The sequence below is a fragment of the Streptomyces sp. NPDC002057 genome, assembly GCF_040296665.1.
In the GTDB taxonomy this organism is placed as follows: domain Bacteria; phylum Actinomycetota; class Actinomycetes; order Streptomycetales; family Streptomycetaceae; genus Streptomyces.
In genome coordinates, this window is record NZ_JBEOXR010000063.1 from 1 (window position 1) to 16223 (window position 16223).

A 16223-nucleotide genomic window follows, 5' to 3' on the forward strand; every position below is an offset into this window, starting at 1 on the left:
GCTTGCGCATGGAGCGACTCCTGGAGTCGGAGGGTTCCGGGCGGCTGCGGGGGTGGGGCCGCCGGGGGCCCGGGCCCGGGCCGCCGGACCTCACCGGAGGCGCCCGGCGCCCCGAACCCGTACGGGGACTCGGCGGGCTCGGACCGGGACCCGGACACGGGCTGGGAGTGGGACTCGGCGGGCTCTGACTCGGAGGAGGACTCGGCGTCAGACCCGACCCCGGCCCCGGACCGCGTCTCCGTCTCGACCTCCGCCCGGGTCGCGTTCCCGGCCCCCGCCCCGGCCACGGTTCGGGCCGGCTCCGACCGGCCGCGTCGGCCGCCGGACTCCGCGAGGGCCTTCTGGACGAGACCGTGGGCGGTGAGGACGCGGCGGTGCCGGCCGAGCGCGGGCGGCAGGACGAGGTACGCGAGCCGGACGAGGCCGGGGTAGTTCTCGACGAGCGCGGCCTCGGCGGCATCGCGGGCGGGACGGTCGGTGCGGTCGGTACGGTCGGTGCGGTCGGCAGATATCGAGCTTCCGGAGGCGATATGACGGGACGACATGACCGGCCAACGAGCCCCGGGGCGGTGGCGTCACCTCGGACCTGTGACCGTACGACCCCCCGGAAGCGGCCCTTGCCGACCGGCTCTCGTCAGGGTAAGCCGGAGCGGTCGCGCGTTAGGGTGTGGGGTGCCTCCGCGAACCCCCCTCACCGACCCCTCCCTTGCCGACGCGGCCCTCCTCGCGCACACGGAGCAGGGCCGGGAATGGCCGCTCCTGGTGTGGGCTCCGGGACCGGGCGTGCGCATGGTGTCGAGCGCCGTGCTCGGCGGAGGCATCGGCCCACGGGAGTGGGTCCTCAACGCCCAGGTCCCGCCCGGCTACGACCGTCTCGATCCGGTGGCCCACCTCCGCGACCTGGCCACCGGCGCGGGCCTCGCCGGACCCGGCGTGGGGCTGATGACGGCGGCCTCGGTGGCGGACCGGCGCCAGGCCGTGGACGGCGGTGCGCGTGCCGTGGTCACCGCCGGGATCGGGGTACGGGGCTGGGCCGCCGCGCCGGGCACCGGCGGGGTGCCGGCTCCCCGGCCCGGCACGATCAACATCATCGTGTCGCTGCCCGTGCCCCTCACGGACGCCGCCCTGGTCAACGCTGTCGCCACCGCGACGGAGGCGAAGGTCCAGGCCCTGGTCGAACTGGGCGCGGACGCCTCCGGAACGCCCACGGACGCCGTCTGCGTCGCCGCTCCCGCACCGATCGGGGGCGAGGCCGAACCGTTCGCGGGGCCCCGCTCGCTCTGGGGCGCGCGGCTCGCCCGCGCGGTGCACCGGGCGACCCGGGACGCCTGCGCGGGGCTGCTCGCCGCCGAGGGCTCGGTCGTCGGCGCCGGGGCCCGGAGCCCCGGCATCGCCACCTGACGCACCGGGCGCCGGGCGGCATCCGGCCGTCCCTCAGCCGTGCGCCAGCAGAGAGGCGGTGAGCTCGGCCGCGCGCCGGTGCCAGAGGTCCGCGCCCCGGAGCATCGCGTGCCCGCCGGTGGACATCGGGATGCCCGCCGCGTCGGCGCCCGCCGCCCGGGCCCTGCGGACGAAGTCCCAGGACTCGCGGGCCGAGGTGACACGGTCGGTCTCATCGTGGAGCAGGTAGAGGCGGCGACCGCCGAGATGGTCGACGGGCTCGCCCGCGGGGCACCAGGGCGCGAGGGCGACGACGCCCCTGACCGCCGGGTCGCCCGCCGCGCGGAGCGCGGCACGGCCGCCCATCGAGTGCCCGAGGAGGACGACGGGCACGGGCCCCGCCTGTTCCCTGAGGCTCGCCAGGGCGGCCTCCGCGTCGCGGACCGCGTCGGCCCGCGGGCCGTTCCAGCCCCGGTGGCGGTACCGCACCTCCGCGACCAGCACGTTCCGGCCCCGAACCGCACGGGTCACGGCGCCGACGAAGGGACGCATCCGCAGCGCGGGGAGGTTGAGGGCCGGCGGCGGCCCGGCCCCGTCGGCGCGGCCTCCGTGCAGCACCAGCACGGCCGCCGTGGGCACGGCGGGCGCGCTGCGGACGAGCAGCGCGCCCGGGTCGGCCCGGCCGGTGCGGCAGAAGGTCATCGCGAGGTCGCCCCGTCCCCGCTCCGGCGCGGTGGCCGGGGGAAGAACCCGCTCGTGCGCGCGGTGTAGGCCGCGTATCCGGGCCGCTGCGCCATGTGGGCCTCCAGGAGTCGCTTGCCGCTTCCCTTGATGAGCAGGGCGCTCATGACGAGAGGGGAGACGACGGTGAGGGCCGCAGTCTGCCAGGTCGCGCAGGCCGTGAGGTACAGACCCCACCAGACGAGGAAGTCCCCGAAGTAGTTGGGGTGTCTGGTCCAGGCCCACAGCCCCCGGTCCATGATGCGCCCCCGGTGCGCGGGATCCGCCTTGAAACGGGCGAGCTGCCGGTCGCCCACGGCCTCGAAACCGAGGCCCACGGCCCAGATCGCGAGCCCCGCCCAGGCCAGGGCGTCGAGGGAGTGGGGCAGGTACGCCGCCGCCTGGACCGGCAGGGAGACGAGCCAGACCAGCGACCCCTGGAGAAGGTAGACGGTGCGCAGGGCGTAGAACGTCAGGTTGCCCGGGGCGCGGGCGAGCATCCGGGCGTAGCGGGGGTCCTCACCGTGGCCACGTCCCCTCCGTGCGATGTGCGCGGCGAGACGTAGTCCCCATACGACGGTCGCCAGGGCGACGGCGGTCCTGCGCCCGTCGTCGCCGTACCCGGCCGAGAGGAACCAGGTCGTCACGGCGACCGCGGCGAAGGCGATGCCCCAGGCGACGTCGACGATCCTGTGCAGGCCCTTCACGGTGCCGATGACGAAGGTCAGCAGCATGACGGCGAGCGCGACACCGGCGCAGACCGCGAGGTTGAGTCCGAGGGCGCCGGCGTCGAGGCTCTGGGCGAGGACGTTCATGACGGCCTGCCCTCGTGCGACTCGGCCGGGGTGGGCGCCGGGGTGAGCAGGATCTGCCGTACGTCGAGGTACCGGGCGCGGAATCCGGCCTCCGAGTACGCCAGGTAGAGCTCCCACATGCGGCGGAAGACGTGGTCGAACCCGAGGGCCTCCACCGCCTCGCTCTCCGCGTGGAACCGTTCCCGCCACAGGCGGAGGGTCTCGGCGTAGTGCGCGCCGTAGCCGGTGTCGTGGGTGATCCGCAGTCCTGCGGCGGCGCTCTCGCGGTCGATGGCCTCCGGGGAGGGGATGAGGCCGCCGGGGAAGACGTACGTGCTGATCCAGGTGTGGGTGCGGGCGGTGGCGAGCATCCGCTCGTGGGGCATGGTGATGGCCTGGAGCGCGACGCGGCCGCCGGGGGCGAGGAGGCGGCGCAGGGCGCCGAAGTAGTCGGGCCAGTAGTCGGCTCCGACCGCCTCGATCATCTCGACGCTGACGACGGCGTCGTACTCCCCCTCGACCTCGCGGTAGTCGCGGAGTTCGACGGTCACCCGGTCGGAGAGCCCGGCGTCGGCGATCCGCCGGAGGGCGAGCGCGCGCTGTTCGGCGGAGAGGGTGACGGTGCGGACGCGGGCCCCTCGTGCCGCCGCCCGGACGGCCAGCTCGCCCCAGCCGGTGCCGATCTCCAGGAGGTTGGTACCGGGGCCCACCTCCGCGAGGTCGAGCAGCCGGTCGATCTTGCGGTGCTGGGCGGAGACGAGGCGATCGGGCGTGGCGGGGAAGGCGGCGAAGACGCCCGAGGAGTAGCTGAGGGTCGGGTCGAGGAACAGGCCGAAGAGCTCGTTGGACAGGTCGTAGTGGCGCTGGATGTTCTCGCGGGCGCCGTCGAGGGTGTTCCGGTCACGGGCGGGCCTGCGGCGGACCCAGGCACCGCGGAGCCGGCGCAGGGGGGCGGGCACGAGTTCGTCGACGCGGGAGGCGAACACGGTGAGCAGACCGACGAGGTCGTCGCTGTCCCACTCTCCCGCCATGTACGACTCGCCGAAGCCGATGAGACCGCGAGCGCCGATCCGCCGGTGGAAGGCGGCGGGGTCGTGGAGGGTGAGGGTGGGCTGGGCGCCGCCGTGCCGGGCGGGTGCGGGGATCCGGGGGTGGGCGGTCGGTCGGCCCTCGTACCGGACGCGGATCGGCAGGCGCGAGAACGCTCGTTCCAGGATCCGCCGGGCGATGGCGGTGCGCAGGGCGGAGGCGCGCGGGAGGCGCGCGACCTCGGGCCAGCGCTCCGGGTCGACGGTGACGGGGCCGGCGGAGTCGGCGGTGGGTTCGCCGGGCGCGGCGCCGGTGGGACGGGACGAGGGGAGGGAGAGCGTCACGACATGCCTTCTCGGGAGGACAGGGGGCGGACCGGGGTCGGGTTCGGGGCCTGGGGTGAGGTCGGTGCCGAAGGCGGCACACACGCCGGGTCCGGTGGACGCGGTCGTACGCGAAGTCCCTTGAGGTAGAGGCGGATTCCGTGGAGCCGGATGCCGAGCGAGACGGCGGCGGTGGACCACGGCCTGCGCAGCGCGATGCCCAGCAGGGCGCGCGCCGTCGCGGGGCGGTGGCGTCCCCGGACGGTGGCGGTCAGGGGCCGGGTGCCGTCGTCGTGGCACAGCTGGACGGTGACGTCGAGGCGGTCGTCGGGGAGCGGCAGCCGCATCCGGTACCAGCCCTCGACGTCGAAGAAGGGCGAGACGTAGAACTCCTTCGCCACGGACACGACCGACGGGGCCGACGATGCCGCCTCGGCCGACGTGCGGGGCGAGGTCGACGTACCGGACGAGGAGGCCGTACCGCCGGACGAGAAGGCCGTACCGCCTGACGAGGACGCGGTATCGCCCGACGGGGCCGACGTACCGCCGGACGAGGCGTCCGTACCGCCGGTCCTCAACAGGTAGCAGTGGCGCCCCCCGTACGTGTTGTGCACCTCGGCGACGACGCAGACCGGGCGGCCGGCCCGGTCGTGGCACCAGTACAGGGTCAGCGGGTTGAACACGTACCCGAGCACGCGCGCGTGGCCGAGCATCAGGACCCGCCCGTCCGCGTTCCGTACGCCCTGGGACGCGAGGTACCCGTCGAGGGCGGCGCGCAGGGTCGGCGCCGTGCCGTCGAAGTGGTCGCGGGGGTCGAAGCGGGCGAGGGGGCGCAGGACCCGGGGCAGCCTCGGCAGCGCGTCGAGGTCGACCAGCCAGAAGTAGGTGCGGTGGCGGAAGCCGTACCGCACCGGGCTCACGCGCGCGTGAGCGACCTCGGACAGGTAGAGCGCCGGGACCCGGGGCGGTATGGCCGGGGTCGGGGCGACGGCCCGTTCGGCGGCGTGGGTGGTCACCAGCTCACCCCCAGGGCGCGGGCCGCCTCGACGCCCGAGCGGCAGCCGTCCTCGTGGAAGCCCCAGCCGTGGTGGGCTCCGGCGTAGGCGGTGACGGCGGTGCGGAGGCCGGGGAGTTCGCGCTGGGCGGCGACGGACTCCGGTGTGTAGACGGGGTGTTCGTACGTCATGCGGGCGAGGACGGTGGACTCGTCGACCCGGTCGTCGGCGTTGAGGGTGACGAGGTGCGGCTCGGTCACGTGCAGCCGTTGGAGACGGTTCATGTCGTAGCTGACCTGGACGGCGTCGGGGCGCGCCTCGCAGGAGGGGAGCCGGTAGTTCCAGGACGCCCGGGCGTGCGGCGAGCGGGGCAGCACGGAGGCGTCCCGGTGGAGCACGGTGGCGTTGCGGGAGTACCGGAACGCGCCCAGCACGCGCCGCTCGTCGGCGGTGGGGTCGGCGAGGAGCCGCAGGGCCACGTCGGCGTGGACGGCGATGACGACGGCCGCGTGGGTGGTCGTCTCACCGTCCTCGGTGGTCACGCGCGCGTGGTCGGCTCCGCGCGTGATCGCGCGCACGGGGGTGGCCGTACGGACCGAGGAGATCCCCTTCGCCGCGCGCTCGACGTAGGCGGCGGACCCGCCGGTCACGGTCTTCCACTGCGGGGAGCCGGTGACGGAGAGAAGTCCGTGGTGGTCGAGGAAGCGGAAGAGGTACGCGGCCGGGTAGCGCAGTGCCTGGTCGGGCGCGCAGGACCAGACGGCGGAGACGAGCGGAATGGCGAAGTGCCCGGTGAAGTAGGGCGAGAACCGGTGCTCGGCGAGGAAGTCACCGAGCGTCCGCGTGTCGTCCCCCGCGGTGAGCAGCCGCCGGGCGGCCCGGTGGAAGCGGGGCACGTCGGCGAGCATGCGCAGGTGGCGTCCTCGCCGGAGGTTGCCGCCGCTGAGGAGCCCGCGGACGCCCCGGGCGCCGGCGTACTCCACTCCGCAGCCGTCGCACCGGACGGACATGCTCATCTCGGAGTCCTGCGTGGTGACACCCAGTTCGCGGAAGAGGCGGAGCAGGTGGGGGTAGGTGCGCTCGTTGTGCACGATGAAGCCGGTGTCGACGCGGACGGTGCCGCCTTCGCGCGTGGGCAGTTCGTGGGTGTGCGCATGGCCGCCGAGCCTCCCCTCGGACTCGTACAGCACCACGTCGTACGCCCGCGACAGCACGTGCGCGGCGGTCAGACCCGCCACACCCCCGCCCACCACCGCGATGCTTCGCCCGTCCATCGTCTCCGCCGCCCTTCGGGTCCGGGGTCCCTCGGCGCTCCATGACGCGCCGCCCCGTCTGTACTTCGTAGCCGCGGGCCCGTCGGACGGGTGACCGGCCGAGCGACACGCGGGCGGGGCTCGCTGCTCCCGGTTCCCCCACCGTCGGCCGGACGGTGGAGGCGGCTCAAGTCGCATCGTTCATGCGTCGTATCGGGCGATGGTCGTACCGGGGCGTTTCCGACGGCCGGTCAGGGGGTCCCCGGTGTCCCCGCGGGCGCGGCCGGGGCGGGGCAGGCGACCGTGCCCGGGCGGACGGAGAGCTTGAGCCCGGGGGTGGTGAGGAGGCCGGGGATCTGGAAGTCCTGGGCGGTGCCGACGATCCGGTCGAACTTGGCGTACCGCGCCTGGATGCCGAAACGGTGCTGCGGGCTGTTCAGCGGGTTGACGACGTACGCCCCGGTGGCGTCCTTGACGGTCTTCACGTCGGCGCCGTTGGTGTTGAGGTCGACGACGCCGTCCATGTCGAGGACCCCGGTGGCGTTGCGCAGGTCGAGGACGGTGTTCTTCGTCCTGATCTCCCAGGAGCCGGGATCGTCGTCGCCGAGGGTGAGGAGCATCGTGTACGTGGCTCCCGCGATCTGCTGGCGCTGGCTCAGGCAGAGCCCGTTGATCATGCCGTCCGCGAAGCCCATGCGGAGCACCCGTACCGTTCCGGTGGTGCCGTCGGGCCGGACGACGGCCTGGTCGACGACGGCGGCGCCGTACTGCGTGCCGTACAGGCTGCTCGTGGTGAAGTCGACGGGCCGGTCCTGGATCCGGAGGCCGACGGCCAGCGCGCCGCTCGCCACGGCGGAGCCGAGGCCCCCGGCGACGAGGAGCGCGGGCACGGCGACGGCGAGCGACCGGCGCCAGTGGGTCCGCCCTTCCGGACGGCGGTTCTCGGGGCTCATGGGGTGGTCACCGTGATGGTTCCGGGGAGGTGGACGGGGTTGTCGGTGGAGTCGAGGGCCGCGTGGTCGTCGACCGTGCGGATCGCGTAGATGTCGCCGACGAAGTCCTCGGCTCCGGCGGTGAGCGGGATGAGGGAGCCGAAGAAGTCGAGGAGGCCCTGCACTCCGCAGATCTTGATCAGGACCCGGACGCAGACGTTCGAGATCGTGCCCCACATCGTGGTCGTCTCGGGCTTCCCCGCGCTGTCGTAACCGCCGAGGGAGCCCTCGTCGGGGACGTCGATGGTGACGGTGTGACCGGCCGCGCGCTGGGTGACGTTCATGTGCGAGCGGATCTTCAGTTTGGTGAAGGTGTACTGGTTGGTGACGCGGGTCGTGCCGTCGGAGAGCCGGATGGTGACGTTCTTCTCCACGGTCATGGAGACGGCGACCATGCTGGCGATGGTGACGTGCAGCGGGTCGGGGGAGGGCAGGAAGGGCGCGCCCAACGGCTGGACGGCGGCGGCCGCCCCGGCGGCACGGCTCGGCTGCCCGGACCAGACGGCCGTCACGACGGCGAGCACGAGGGCCACGGTCACGGCGACGGCCTTGCGCGGCGCGAGGGCGGCGGCCCGGCGCGGGGCGGCCCCCGTCATCCCTCCACCTCCACCGCCGCCCGGCGGCGGCGCGGCCGCTTGGCGCCCCAGCCGACCATCATGGAACCGCCGAGGACCCCCAGCGTCATGCCGAGCAGGAAGCCGCCGAGGTTGGAGACGACGAGCGAGACGACCGCGAGGACCACGCCGATGAGCCCGAAGGTGTACCGCTGGCCGGGCAGTGCGAGCGGGATGAGCCCGCAGAGGATCATCCCGCCGCCGACGAGGTAGCCGGCCACTCCCCCGAAACCCGTGCTCACGATCAGCTGCAAGGAGCTGAGGGAGAACTTGAGGACGGTCCACCCTCCGGCGACCAGCCACACCCCGCCCCAGAACGGCCGGGTACGGCGGAAGGCCCGGAACCACACGGACGCGGCCCGCACCCGCCTCAGCATGTCGTGGCCGTTCCGGGCACGACCCTGATCTTCAGGTCGGGCAGGACGAGAGCCCCGGCCATCTCGGCGTCGTACGCGGTCGCGTTCAGCCCGTGCAGCTTGATGGAGCTGCCTCCCTCGCCGCCCGCCGAACCGAGCCCGAACCCGCCGGGCAGTGCGCCCGTGAGCGGTTTGCCGGCCACGGTGACCTGGTCGGCGGACTGACCGAGCACCGCGTTCTGGAGGGTGGTCGGCCCGTACGCCTGGAGTTCGGTCGCCTGGATGTACAGGTTCGAGGCGTCGATGTCGGTGGTGAAGCTCGCGGGCGGGGAGGCCGTCACCTTCTGGCCGCCCGTCAGGAGCAGCGAGTACGGGACTCCCGCGATCGTCTGGTGAACGATCCCGCACAGCCCGGCGAGCCCGGCGCTCGCGAAACCGACGCGTGCCATGGCCGTGTTGGTGGTCGTGGTGCCGTCCGGGCGCCCGACGGCCGGGGTGTTGACGATGGCACCGAAGCCGCTGCCCTGGACGCCGTTGGACGTGAGGGTGAACGGCTGCCCCGCGACACTGAAGTTGGCGGCGAGGGCGCCCTGCGCCAGCGCGGTGCCGAGGGCTCCGACGGCGAGGGCCGAGGGGATCAGGGCCAGCGCGCCGCGCCCCCAGCGGGTGCCGCGCCGCGTGCCGTCGGCCGCTTCGGCGAGCATCCGGGCGTTCCAGTCGGCGGTGGCGCGGGAGCCGGTCGTACGGATCCGGGCACCGGCGTCACGCGTCCGGGCGAGGACCGCGCCGACGAGGGGCGCACCGGAGAAGAGGTGGGTCATACGGAGCCGCTCCCCACGGATACGGGCGGTACGGAGGTTCCGGCGGTCGGCCGCGCACGGCGCAGGAGGCCACCTCGCCGCTCGGCGGGCTTCTCGGGGAGCCACCCGAAGGCCATGCACCCGCCGAGGATCGAGAGGACCATGCCGACGAAGAGTCCGCCGAGGTTGGACAGGGGGAACGAGGCGACCCCCGCGATGACCGCGATGACACCTGCGGTGTGGCGCTGGCCGGGCAGCACCAGCATGAGCAGGGTCATCGCCATGAGGACGACACCGCCCGCCATGCCCGCTATGCCACCGACGCCGACCTGGAGGATCTTGCCGAGCGGCGCCATCGGCAGGAAGAAGATGACGAATCCTCCGAGTCCGGTCCAGACGGTCGCCCAGAACGGCCGGGTACGACGCCAGCTCCGGAACGCGGCTCGCGCTCCCCGGGGCCGCGCGCCGGGGGCGGCGGCGGTGGCATGCGCGGGGGTGGTGGTGGCGGTGGTGGTGGTCATCAGGGCCTCACAGCTGACGGTGGGTCGCGGGTGGTGGGGCCGGAGCCCGCGCCCGCATCGGAGCGCGGACCCCGGTTCGTGGCACGCGGTTCCGGCTCAGCAGCCCTTGTCGCCGTGGGCGATGCCGATGGCGAGGTCGGGAAGGGTGATCGCGCCGGAGATGGTGGCGCCGTTGGCGTCGGCGTTGAGGTTCCTGATGTCGGTCCGGCCGCCGGTGGCGTCGAGGCCGAACTGGCCCGGGGTGCCGTCGGTGATGCCGGTGCCCTTGATCCCGGCGCCGTCGGCGGCGGCGCCGATCACGTTCGGGGTGGCGTCGCTCGCGTTGAGCGTGGCCGTGGCGGCCTTGAGCGACTGGGCGTCCAGGACGAGCTTGTTGGCCTGGAGTCCGGCCCCGGCGACGAGTTGGTCGCTGGTGAGCGGGGTGGCCGCCGCGGGCGAGGAGATGTTGAGCGACCAGGTGCCGAGGCTGCCGATCACCGGAAGGTTGACCGACTGGACGGCGTGGACGCAGATGCCGTCGAGCCCCGCCTTGGCGATGCCGACCTCGGCGGCCCCCTTGGCCCCGCCTGCGTCGATGGTGTGCATGACCGCGCCGATGCCCTGCGGCGCGGCGACCGTCTTCGAGCTGAGGGTGAAGGGGACGCTGGTCAGCGAGAGGTTCGCGGCGAGCGCGCCCTGCACCATGGCCGTGGCCATGGCGGCGACGGCCGCCGTGGCGGGCACGGCGAGGAACGCCGATCTGCGCCAGCGGGTGACGCCCCTGGTCTCGTGCTCCATGTGATCTCCAACCGTCGTCCCGCACGAGCCGCGCGGGTGGGGGTGTGAACGCAGCCGTGCGTCCCGCGGCCGGATGGTCGGAGACGGATGACACTGTGCGGCTACCTGTACGAGAATTGGACACTCTCTCGTCAAGTGTCAACACTTCGGACAATCCTGGGGAGAATTACCGCTGGACTAGGCTTGGCCGATGCCACGCTTCAGGGAGACGGTCCGGACGCTGCTGCGCGAGCGCCTGCTGGACGCCGCGTACGAGGCGGTCGCGGACCGCGGCTTCGACAAGCTGCGCATGGCACACCTGGCCGGCGCGGTCGGCGTCAGCCGCCAGACGCTGTACTCCGAGTTCCCCTCCAAGGAGGCGGTCGGCGAGGCGCTCTTCCAGCGCGAGCTGGAACGCTGCCTCGTCGGCATCCAGCAGGGCCTGGACGCGCACCGGGACGACCTGCGGGCCGCGGTGGAGGCCGCCGTCGGCTTCACGCTCACGCTGGCCGGGCGGAACCCGCTGATCAGGGCCATGCTGACGAGCACCGGCGAGGACGGACTCCTCTCGTACCTGACGACCCGGTCGGCGGCGGCGTTCGACCTGGCGACCAGGATGGCCGACGCGTACGTCACCGAGGCCTGGCCCACGGTCGATCCGGTCGCGCGCGAACTCGCCGTCGACGCGGCGGTCCGGCTGACCGCGAGTCATATCGTCCAGTCCTCCTCCTCGCCCGAGGAGTCGGCCCGCCGCGTGGCCGACACGGTGGTCCGGGTCGCCCTGAGCACCGGCGACGAGCGGGTCCCGCCCCCGAGCCGGGCCGGCTAGACGCGCCCCTACGGGCTCGGTCCCCGGTACTCCTCCAGAACGGGTCTGTTGCCGATCTCCGGTGAGGAGGAGACCGGGAAGGCCCGCACACCGACCCTGCCCTCGACCCGCGCGATCTCGCCCCAGCCGTACGCCCGGGAGTCGTCCGAGAGGTCGGGGTTGTCGCCCAGGTAGAAGAACGAGCCCTCGGGGACGGTCCGCAGCTCGGTCCGCGCCGAGCGGGTGCCGTCCGGTCCGCAGCACGCGCCCGTACGGTGGGCCTGCGCCGCCCACTGGGACGCGACCACCCGGTGGACCGGGCCCGCGCCCCGCTCCTGGAGGAGGACCTGGAAGGGCTCCTCCGGCGTCGAGACGATCGCGACCCGGTCCCCGGGCAGCCCGATCACCCGCTTCACCAGGAGGCTGTCCCTCCCGGTGGCCCTCAGCAGCACCACGTCGAACCGGTGCGCCTCCCCGGCGGAGCCCGGCGTCGTCAGGACGCGGTCGCCCGCCCGGAGGGTGGGGGCCATGCTGGTGCCGTCGACCCGAACGCCGAGAGCCGTCACGGCCACCACCGCGACGAGGCAGAGCACGACCCCGGTCCCGAGGACGGCGCCGACCGTCCGGCGCGGGCTCATCGGGCGCGGGTGGGGTCCGGCGGCCACAGGGCGCCGGACCGGTCGATTTCGGTCATGGCCGGACGGTAGGACGGGTGGCGGACGACGGCTGTGACCGTACCGCTCAGGGTTGTTGACCGAGTGACCGCTCGGGGTCACCGACCCGGCCACCCTTCAGGGTCGCCGCCCCGGTCACCCCTCGGGGCCGCCGACCCGGCCACCCCGCAGAGTCACCGCCCGCGAGCGCGCACGCCCTGGGACCCCGACTCCGCCCCCGACCCGGCACCAGCAGCACCGGCTCCAGCACCGGCACCGGCACCGGCACCTGAGCGGGCCTGGAAGGCCTTGGGCGTCTCGCCGGTCCAGCGCCGGAACGCCCGGTGGAACGCGCTGGGTTCGGAGAACCCCAGCCGGCGGGAGAGCCCCTCGATCGATGTGCGGCCACCGGCCAGCTCGGCGATGGCGTGGTCGCGCCGCACCTGATCACGCAGCCGCTGGTACGTCGTCCCCTCGGCGGCCAGTTGGCGGCGCAGGGTCTGCGGGCTGACGGACAGCCGGTCGGCGAGCTCCTCGGGCGTCGGGACCGGCCCGGCGGGCAGGGCCCGCCCGATCAGGTGCCGTACGCGCCCGGTCGCCGTACTGCCGTAGTCGGCGCGGACGAGGACGTCGCCGGGGGCGCGGCGGAGGAAGACCCGGAGCGCGGCCGCGTCCCGCAGGACGGGTTCGTCGAGGTCCGCCCGGTCGAAGACGGCCGCCGTCCGTGCGGCGCCGAACACGCAGGGCGCCCCGAACAGGAGGGCGTACTCGGGGGCGTGCCGGGGCTCGGGGTGGACGAACTCGACCCGCCGCAGGCCGATCCGGCGCCGGACCAGCCAGCCGGCGAAGCGGTGCGCGACGAGGACGGTGGACTCGGCGCCGAAGTGGAGCGGGTCGTCGTACCCGGAGACGTCGAACTCCATCCGCGCCTCGTCCACGCCGTCGACGGCCCCTCCCCCGGCGGGCCCCGCCACCTCCGCTCGCAGCTCCACCACCTCCGGCTCCACGAGCCGGAAGCGCGGTCCGGCCGGGAAGAGTGAGTAGAAGGTCTGGGCCCGCCGGAGCGCCTCGCGCAGGTCGCGGCTGCCGTGCACGGCGACGTGGGCCATCATCGCGAAGGTCCCGACCTTGCTGGGGGCGCCGCCGAAGCCGATGAGCTCGTCGTCGAGGGCGGCCCACAGCATTCTGACGAGCTGTCCGAACCGCTCCGCCGGGACCCTGGCCGCCGTCCGGGGGTCCTCCAGGAGCGCGGCGGGCAGGCCGGCCCGGGCGAGGAGCGGTCCGGGGGCCACTCCGCCGCGCTCGGCGCCGAGCAGCACGGCCCGTACGTGATGGGCACTCACCGACCACGTCGGCATCCCGTCGCCCCCGTTCCCGCAGCGTCGCACCCGACCCGGCAACCTGGACACTTTCACTGTCAGGTGTCCACGATCCGACACTCTACTCAGAACTGTAAGGCTCCGGAGCGGCCAACCTGTGAACGGGACACAGCTCACAGCCGTACCGTCGGGCCGACGCGTCAGTGCGCCGAACGCGCGCGGAGCACGTGCCGGGCACGCACGCGGCAGACCGAACAGACCGGTACGCACCGAGGGAAGAGGGACGACGCATGAGCGGAGTGGCACGCCGGACGGTGGTCGCGGCGGCGGGTGGCGCAGGCCTCACAGCGGTGCTCGCCGCCTGTGGTGGCGGTGGCACGGACGACGGGAACCCGGCACCGGAGGGCACCACCCTCGCGCGGACCGGGGACATCCCGGTGGGCGGCGGAAAGGTCCTCGCCGACAAGGGCCTGGTGATCACCCAGCCCACGGCGGGCGAGTTCAAGGCCTTCTCCTCGAAGTGCACCCACGCGGGCTGCGCCGTGAGCGGCGTCAAGGACGGGGTGATCGTCTGCCCGTGCCACCAGAGTCACTTCGACGTGTCGGACGGCAGCGTGAAGTCGGGCCCGGCCACCGCGCCGCTGCCGCCGGAGCCGATCCAGGTCGTGGGCGAGGAGATCAGTCTCGGGTGACCGCGCCCCCGGGGCGCGCGGAGCTCCTGGGGGCCTTCCAGCACCCCAGCACCTCGTCGGTCGTGGTGATCGTGGCGACGAGCGCGAGGGTGTGACGGATCATCGCGGGGGTGTAGTCGGCCGGCACCCCCGCGATGGCATCGCCGGGCACGACGACCGTGTACCCGAGGTTCACGGCGTCGAAGACCGCGTTGGGCACGGCCACGTTGGCGGAGACGCCGGTGACGATCAGCGTCCGGCAGCCGAGGTTGCGCAGCAGCGGATCGACATCGGTCCCGGCGAGCGGGGAGAGCCCGTGCAGGCGCCGTACGACCAGGTCCTCCTCCGTGACCTGGATCGGTTCGGCGATCCGCACCGCCGTGCTGCCGCTGTGCTGCTGTACGGGGAGGCGGGAGGCGGCCCGGAAGAGCCGGGCGTTGCTGTTGGCGCCCCGCCCGTCGGGGCGCCGCTCCGCGACGGCGTGGACGACCTGGACGTCCGCCTCGTGTGCGGCGGCGACGAGCCGGGCCACGTTCCGCAGGGCCCCGGACGCGCGGGCCACGGCGGCCAGTTCGGGCAGGGCGCTGTCCGGGCCCACGACCCCCTGCTGGCACTCGACGGTGAGCAGCACGACCCCGCCGTCGGCGCGGATCAGCTCCCCGAGCCGCTCCTTGGCGCTCCGACCCTGCCCCTGCCCCGACCCCTGACCCCGACCGTGCTCGTGTCCCTGCCCCATGGTCACTCCTCTTGCACGCGCGCGAATGGCCCTCCATGCTTTCTGACGTCTCATCAGAAATCCAGAAGGGTGCGGACGATGACCGTCGCACAGCGCCGTGGACGCCGGATCATGATGACCCCGGCGGAGCTCGACTCCTACCTCGCCGAACAGCGCACCTGCCGGGTCGCGACCGTGTCCGCCGACGGCCGGCCGCACGTGAGCGCGCTCTGGTTCGTCTGGGACGGCTCCTCGCTCTGGCTGTACTCGCTGACGCGCAGCCGCCGCTGGGCGGAGCTGCGGGCCGACCCGAGGGTCGCCGTCGTGGTGGACGACGGCGAGGAGTACGGCGAACTGCGCGGCGTCGAGCTGTCGGGCACCGTCACCTTCGTCGGCGAGGCTCCGCGTACGGGCGAGCCGTGCCCCGAACTCGACCTTCCCGAGCAGCTGTTCGCCGCCAAGAACTTCGGCCTGGACGCCATGCCGCACGACGACCGGCACGCCTGGATGCGGCTGACACCGGACGCCATCGCCTCCTGGGACTTCCGCAAACTCGGGGGCTTCTGAGGGGCACGGAAGAACCCGGCGGCGGACTCGGCGCCTCAGCTCCCCAAGGGCTCGGCCGCCGCCCGCAGCGCCCCGACGACCGCCCGCACCGAGGGCCGGCGGCCGGCGTCGGCGCGCCAGGTGGCGTAGATGTGGCGCCGCACCTTCTGCCGTACGGGGACGAAGACGACGCCGTCCGGCACCGGCCGGCCGAGGCGGGGCGTGACGCACACGCCGAGTCCGGCCGCGACCAGGGCCAGCTGGGTGTGGTGCTCGCCCGCCAGGTGCCCGATGCGCGGCTCGATGCCCTGCGAGCGCAGGGTGAACATCAGCCAGTCGTGGCAGAACTCGCCCTCGGGCCAGGAGACCCACTCCTCGTCGGCGAAGTCCACCAGGTCGGCCGTCTCCCGTCCGGCCAGCGGGTGCCCGGCGGGCAGCGCCACGTCGGCCGTGTCGTCCAGGAGGTGGGCGCGCTCCAGGCCGCCGGGGACGGGCGCCCGCTTGTTGCTCCAGTCCAGGACGAGCGCGAGGTCCGCGTCGCCGCGCAGCACCGCGCGCACCCCGTTCTCGGGCTCCAGCTCCGTCGTACGGACCCGGAGCTCGGGGTGCCCTTCGCGCAGGGCGGCGAGCGCGGCCGGGAAGAGTCCCCGGGCCGCCGTCGGGAAGCCCGCGACCCGCACCTCGCCCACGACCTGGCCGCGCTGGGCCTCGATGTCGGCCTGGGCCATCTGGACCTGGGAGAGGATGCGGGCGGCGTGCTCGGCGAGCAGCTGCCCGGCGTCGGTGAGCCGGACCCCCCGGCCGTTCTTGGCGAGCAGCTGCTGGCCCACCTCGCGCTCCAGCTTGGACAGCTGCTGGGAGACGGCCGAGGTCGTGACGTGCAGACCGTCGGCCGCGCCGCTGACCGAGCCGTGCCGGGCGACGGCGTCGAGGGTGCGCAGGCGCTCCAGATTCAACATGTAAGCGATTCTAAGGGGA

The 16223-nt window shown here is 74.0% G+C and carries 19 protein-coding genes and 1 pseudogene; 4 read left to right on the forward strand and 16 right to left on the reverse strand.

Translation table 11 applies throughout. The features are described 5' to 3' along the window. Window positions 1–545: pseudogene (locus ABT129_RS33165) on the reverse strand (hypothetical protein); the annotation flags it as partial. 127 nt (window positions 546–672) lie between these two features. On the opposite strand from ABT129_RS33165, the gene ABT129_RS33170 reads away from it, so the two are divergent. Further along, window positions 673–1401: an adenosylcobinamide amidohydrolase gene (locus ABT129_RS33170; RefSeq protein ID WP_351909058.1), complete on the forward strand. Its 729-nt coding sequence runs from the start codon at window positions 673–675 to the stop codon at window positions 1399–1401. Window positions 1402–1434: 33 nt separating this feature from the next. Here the strand turns inward: ABT129_RS33170 and ABT129_RS33175 are convergent, their stop codons facing one another. The 11 genes from ABT129_RS33175 to ABT129_RS33225 all read right to left on the reverse strand — a co-directional run bounded on the left by ABT129_RS33175 (window position 1435) and on the right by ABT129_RS33225 (window position 10554). After that, window positions 1435–2082: an alpha/beta fold hydrolase gene (locus ABT129_RS33175; RefSeq protein WP_351909060.1), complete on the reverse strand. Its 648-nt coding sequence runs from the start codon at window positions 2080–2082 to the stop codon at window positions 1435–1437. Then, complete coding sequence (locus ABT129_RS33180) at window positions 2079–2915, reverse strand: DUF1295 domain-containing protein (RefSeq protein WP_351909062.1); 837 nt, start codon at window positions 2913–2915, stop codon at window positions 2079–2081. The genes ABT129_RS33175 and ABT129_RS33180 overlap by 4 nt, the downstream gene beginning before the upstream one ends. Further along, window positions 2912–4267, reverse strand: coding sequence for a class I SAM-dependent methyltransferase (locus tag ABT129_RS33185; RefSeq protein WP_351909064.1), 1356 nt, complete (start codon window positions 4265–4267; stop codon window positions 2912–2914). The genes ABT129_RS33180 and ABT129_RS33185 overlap by 4 nt, the downstream gene beginning before the upstream one ends. Next, complete coding sequence (locus tag ABT129_RS33190) at window positions 4264–5262, reverse strand: DUF1365 domain-containing protein (RefSeq protein ID WP_351909066.1); 999 nt, start codon at window positions 5260–5262, stop codon at window positions 4264–4266. Before ABT129_RS33190 ends, ABT129_RS33185 begins: the two co-directional genes overlap by 4 nt. Continuing rightward, window positions 5259–6515, reverse strand: coding sequence for an NAD(P)/FAD-dependent oxidoreductase (locus ABT129_RS33195; RefSeq protein WP_351909068.1), 1257 nt, complete (start codon window positions 6513–6515; stop codon window positions 5259–5261). The genes ABT129_RS33190 and ABT129_RS33195 overlap by 4 nt, the downstream gene beginning before the upstream one ends. A gap of 230 nt (window positions 6516–6745) precedes the next feature. Next, window positions 6746–7447 carry a DUF6230 family protein gene (locus ABT129_RS33200; protein ID WP_351909070.1) on the reverse strand — a complete coding sequence of 234 codons (702 nt, stop codon included), beginning with the start codon at window positions 7445–7447 and terminating at the stop codon, window positions 6746–6748. After that, the gene (locus tag ABT129_RS33205) at window positions 7444–8082 is read right to left on the reverse strand and encodes a hypothetical protein (RefSeq protein WP_351909072.1); all 639 of its coding nucleotides are present in this window, start codon (window positions 8080–8082) and stop codon (window positions 7444–7446) included. Before ABT129_RS33205 ends, ABT129_RS33200 begins: the two co-directional genes overlap by 4 nt. Continuing rightward, window positions 8079–8465: a DUF6114 domain-containing protein gene (locus ABT129_RS33210; RefSeq protein WP_351909074.1), complete on the reverse strand. Its 387-nt coding sequence runs from the start codon at window positions 8463–8465 to the stop codon at window positions 8079–8081. The genes ABT129_RS33205 and ABT129_RS33210 overlap by 4 nt, the downstream gene beginning before the upstream one ends. A 5-nt stretch (window positions 8466–8470) precedes the next feature. Then, entirely contained in the window at window positions 8471–9277 is an 807-nt protein-coding gene (locus ABT129_RS33215; RefSeq protein WP_351909076.1) for a DUF6230 family protein, read from the reverse strand. Continuing rightward, complete coding sequence (locus ABT129_RS33220) at window positions 9274–9777, reverse strand: DUF6114 domain-containing protein (RefSeq protein WP_351909078.1); 504 nt, start codon at window positions 9775–9777, stop codon at window positions 9274–9276. The genes ABT129_RS33215 and ABT129_RS33220 overlap by 4 nt, the downstream gene beginning before the upstream one ends. A 96-nt stretch (window positions 9778–9873) precedes the next feature. Continuing rightward, on the reverse strand, window positions 9874–10554 hold the full coding sequence (locus ABT129_RS33225; RefSeq protein ID WP_351909080.1) for a DUF6230 family protein: 681 nt from the start codon (window positions 10552–10554) through the stop codon (window positions 9874–9876). A 190-nt stretch (window positions 10555–10744) separates the two neighbouring features. Here ABT129_RS33225 and ABT129_RS33230 point away from each other — a divergent pair, with 190 nt between their 5' ends. Further along, complete coding sequence (locus tag ABT129_RS33230; protein WP_351909082.1) at window positions 10745–11362, forward strand: TetR/AcrR family transcriptional regulator; 618 nt, start codon at window positions 10745–10747, stop codon at window positions 11360–11362. An 8-nt stretch (window positions 11363–11370) separates the two neighbouring features. Here the strand turns inward: ABT129_RS33230 and lepB are convergent, their stop codons facing one another. Together lepB and ABT129_RS33240 are read right to left on the reverse strand one after the other, a co-directional pair. Next, window positions 11371–11979: a signal peptidase I gene (gene lepB / locus ABT129_RS33235; RefSeq protein ID WP_351909084.1), complete on the reverse strand. Its 609-nt coding sequence runs from the start codon at window positions 11977–11979 to the stop codon at window positions 11371–11373. Window positions 11980–12188: 209 nt separating this feature from the next. Next, window positions 12189–13337, reverse strand: coding sequence for an AraC family transcriptional regulator (locus tag ABT129_RS33240; protein WP_351909086.1), 1149 nt, complete (start codon window positions 13335–13337; stop codon window positions 12189–12191). Window positions 13338–13603: 266 nt separating this feature from the next. Between ABT129_RS33240 and ABT129_RS33245 the strand changes: the two genes are divergently transcribed. Further along, a complete protein-coding gene (locus tag ABT129_RS33245; RefSeq protein WP_351909088.1) occupies window positions 13604–14005 on the forward strand; it encodes a Rieske (2Fe-2S) protein in 402 nt (133 codons plus the stop codon). Here the strand turns inward: ABT129_RS33245 and ABT129_RS33250 are convergent. Then, window positions 13992–14720, reverse strand: a complete 729-nt coding sequence (locus ABT129_RS33250; RefSeq protein WP_351909090.1) for a cysteine hydrolase family protein — start codon at window positions 14718–14720, stop codon at window positions 13992–13994. The genes ABT129_RS33245 and ABT129_RS33250 overlap by 14 nt on opposite strands. A gap of 78 nt (window positions 14721–14798) precedes the next feature. Between ABT129_RS33250 and ABT129_RS33255 the strand changes: the two genes are divergently transcribed. Continuing rightward, a complete protein-coding gene (locus ABT129_RS33255; protein WP_351909092.1) occupies window positions 14799–15266 on the forward strand; it encodes a pyridoxamine 5'-phosphate oxidase family protein in 468 nt (155 codons plus the stop codon). A 35-nt stretch (window positions 15267–15301) separates the two neighbouring features. Here the strand turns inward: ABT129_RS33255 and ABT129_RS33260 are convergent, their stop codons facing one another. After that, window positions 15302–16204 carry a LysR family transcriptional regulator gene (locus tag ABT129_RS33260; protein WP_351909094.1) on the reverse strand — a complete coding sequence of 301 codons (903 nt, stop codon included), beginning with the start codon at window positions 16202–16204 and terminating at the stop codon, window positions 15302–15304. Window positions 16205–16223 lie beyond the last annotated feature (19 nt).

What these genes read in the sequence shown, in the direction of transcription:
- ABT129_RS33250 (WP_351909090.1), bottom strand. Translation starts at nt 14,720, where the DNA reads ATGGGGCAGGGACACGAGCACGGTCGGGGTCAGGGGTCGGGGCAGGGG.
- ABT129_RS33255 (WP_351909092.1), top strand. Translation starts at nt 14,799, where the DNA reads ATGACCGTCGCACAGCGCCGTGGACGCCGGATCATGATGACCCCGGCG.
- ABT129_RS33180 (WP_351909062.1), bottom strand. Translation starts at nt 2,915, where the DNA reads ATGAACGTCCTCGCCCAGAGCCTCGACGCCGGCGCCCTCGGACTCAAC.
- ABT129_RS33205 (WP_351909072.1), bottom strand. Translation starts at nt 8,082, where the DNA reads ATGACGGGGGCCGCCCCGCGCCGGGCCGCCGCCCTCGCGCCGCGCAAG.
- ABT129_RS33260 (WP_351909094.1), bottom strand. Translation starts at nt 16,204, where the DNA reads ATGTTGAATCTGGAGCGCCTGCGCACCCTCGACGCCGTCGCCCGGCAC.
- ABT129_RS33225 (WP_351909080.1), bottom strand. Translation starts at nt 10,554, where the DNA reads ATGGAGCACGAGACCAGGGGCGTCACCCGCTGGCGCAGATCGGCGTTC.
- ABT129_RS33245 (WP_351909088.1), top strand. Translation starts at nt 13,604, where the DNA reads ATGAGCGGAGTGGCACGCCGGACGGTGGTCGCGGCGGCGGGTGGCGCA.
- ABT129_RS33230 (WP_351909082.1), top strand. Translation starts at nt 10,745, where the DNA reads ATGCCACGCTTCAGGGAGACGGTCCGGACGCTGCTGCGCGAGCGCCTG.
- ABT129_RS33175 (WP_351909060.1), bottom strand. Translation starts at nt 2,082, where the DNA reads ATGACCTTCTGCCGCACCGGCCGGGCCGACCCGGGCGCGCTGCTCGTC.
- ABT129_RS33200 (WP_351909070.1), bottom strand. Translation starts at nt 7,447, where the DNA reads ATGAGCCCCGAGAACCGCCGTCCGGAAGGGCGGACCCACTGGCGCCGG.
- ABT129_RS33195 (WP_351909068.1), bottom strand. Translation starts at nt 6,515, where the DNA reads ATGGACGGGCGAAGCATCGCGGTGGTGGGCGGGGGTGTGGCGGGTCTG.
- ABT129_RS33215 (WP_351909076.1), bottom strand. Translation starts at nt 9,277, where the DNA reads ATGACCCACCTCTTCTCCGGTGCGCCCCTCGTCGGCGCGGTCCTCGCC.
- ABT129_RS33220 (WP_351909078.1), bottom strand. Translation starts at nt 9,777, where the DNA reads ATGACCACCACCACCGCCACCACCACCCCCGCGCATGCCACCGCCGCC.
- lepB (WP_351909084.1), bottom strand. Translation starts at nt 11,979, where the DNA reads ATGAGCCCGCGCCGGACGGTCGGCGCCGTCCTCGGGACCGGGGTCGTG.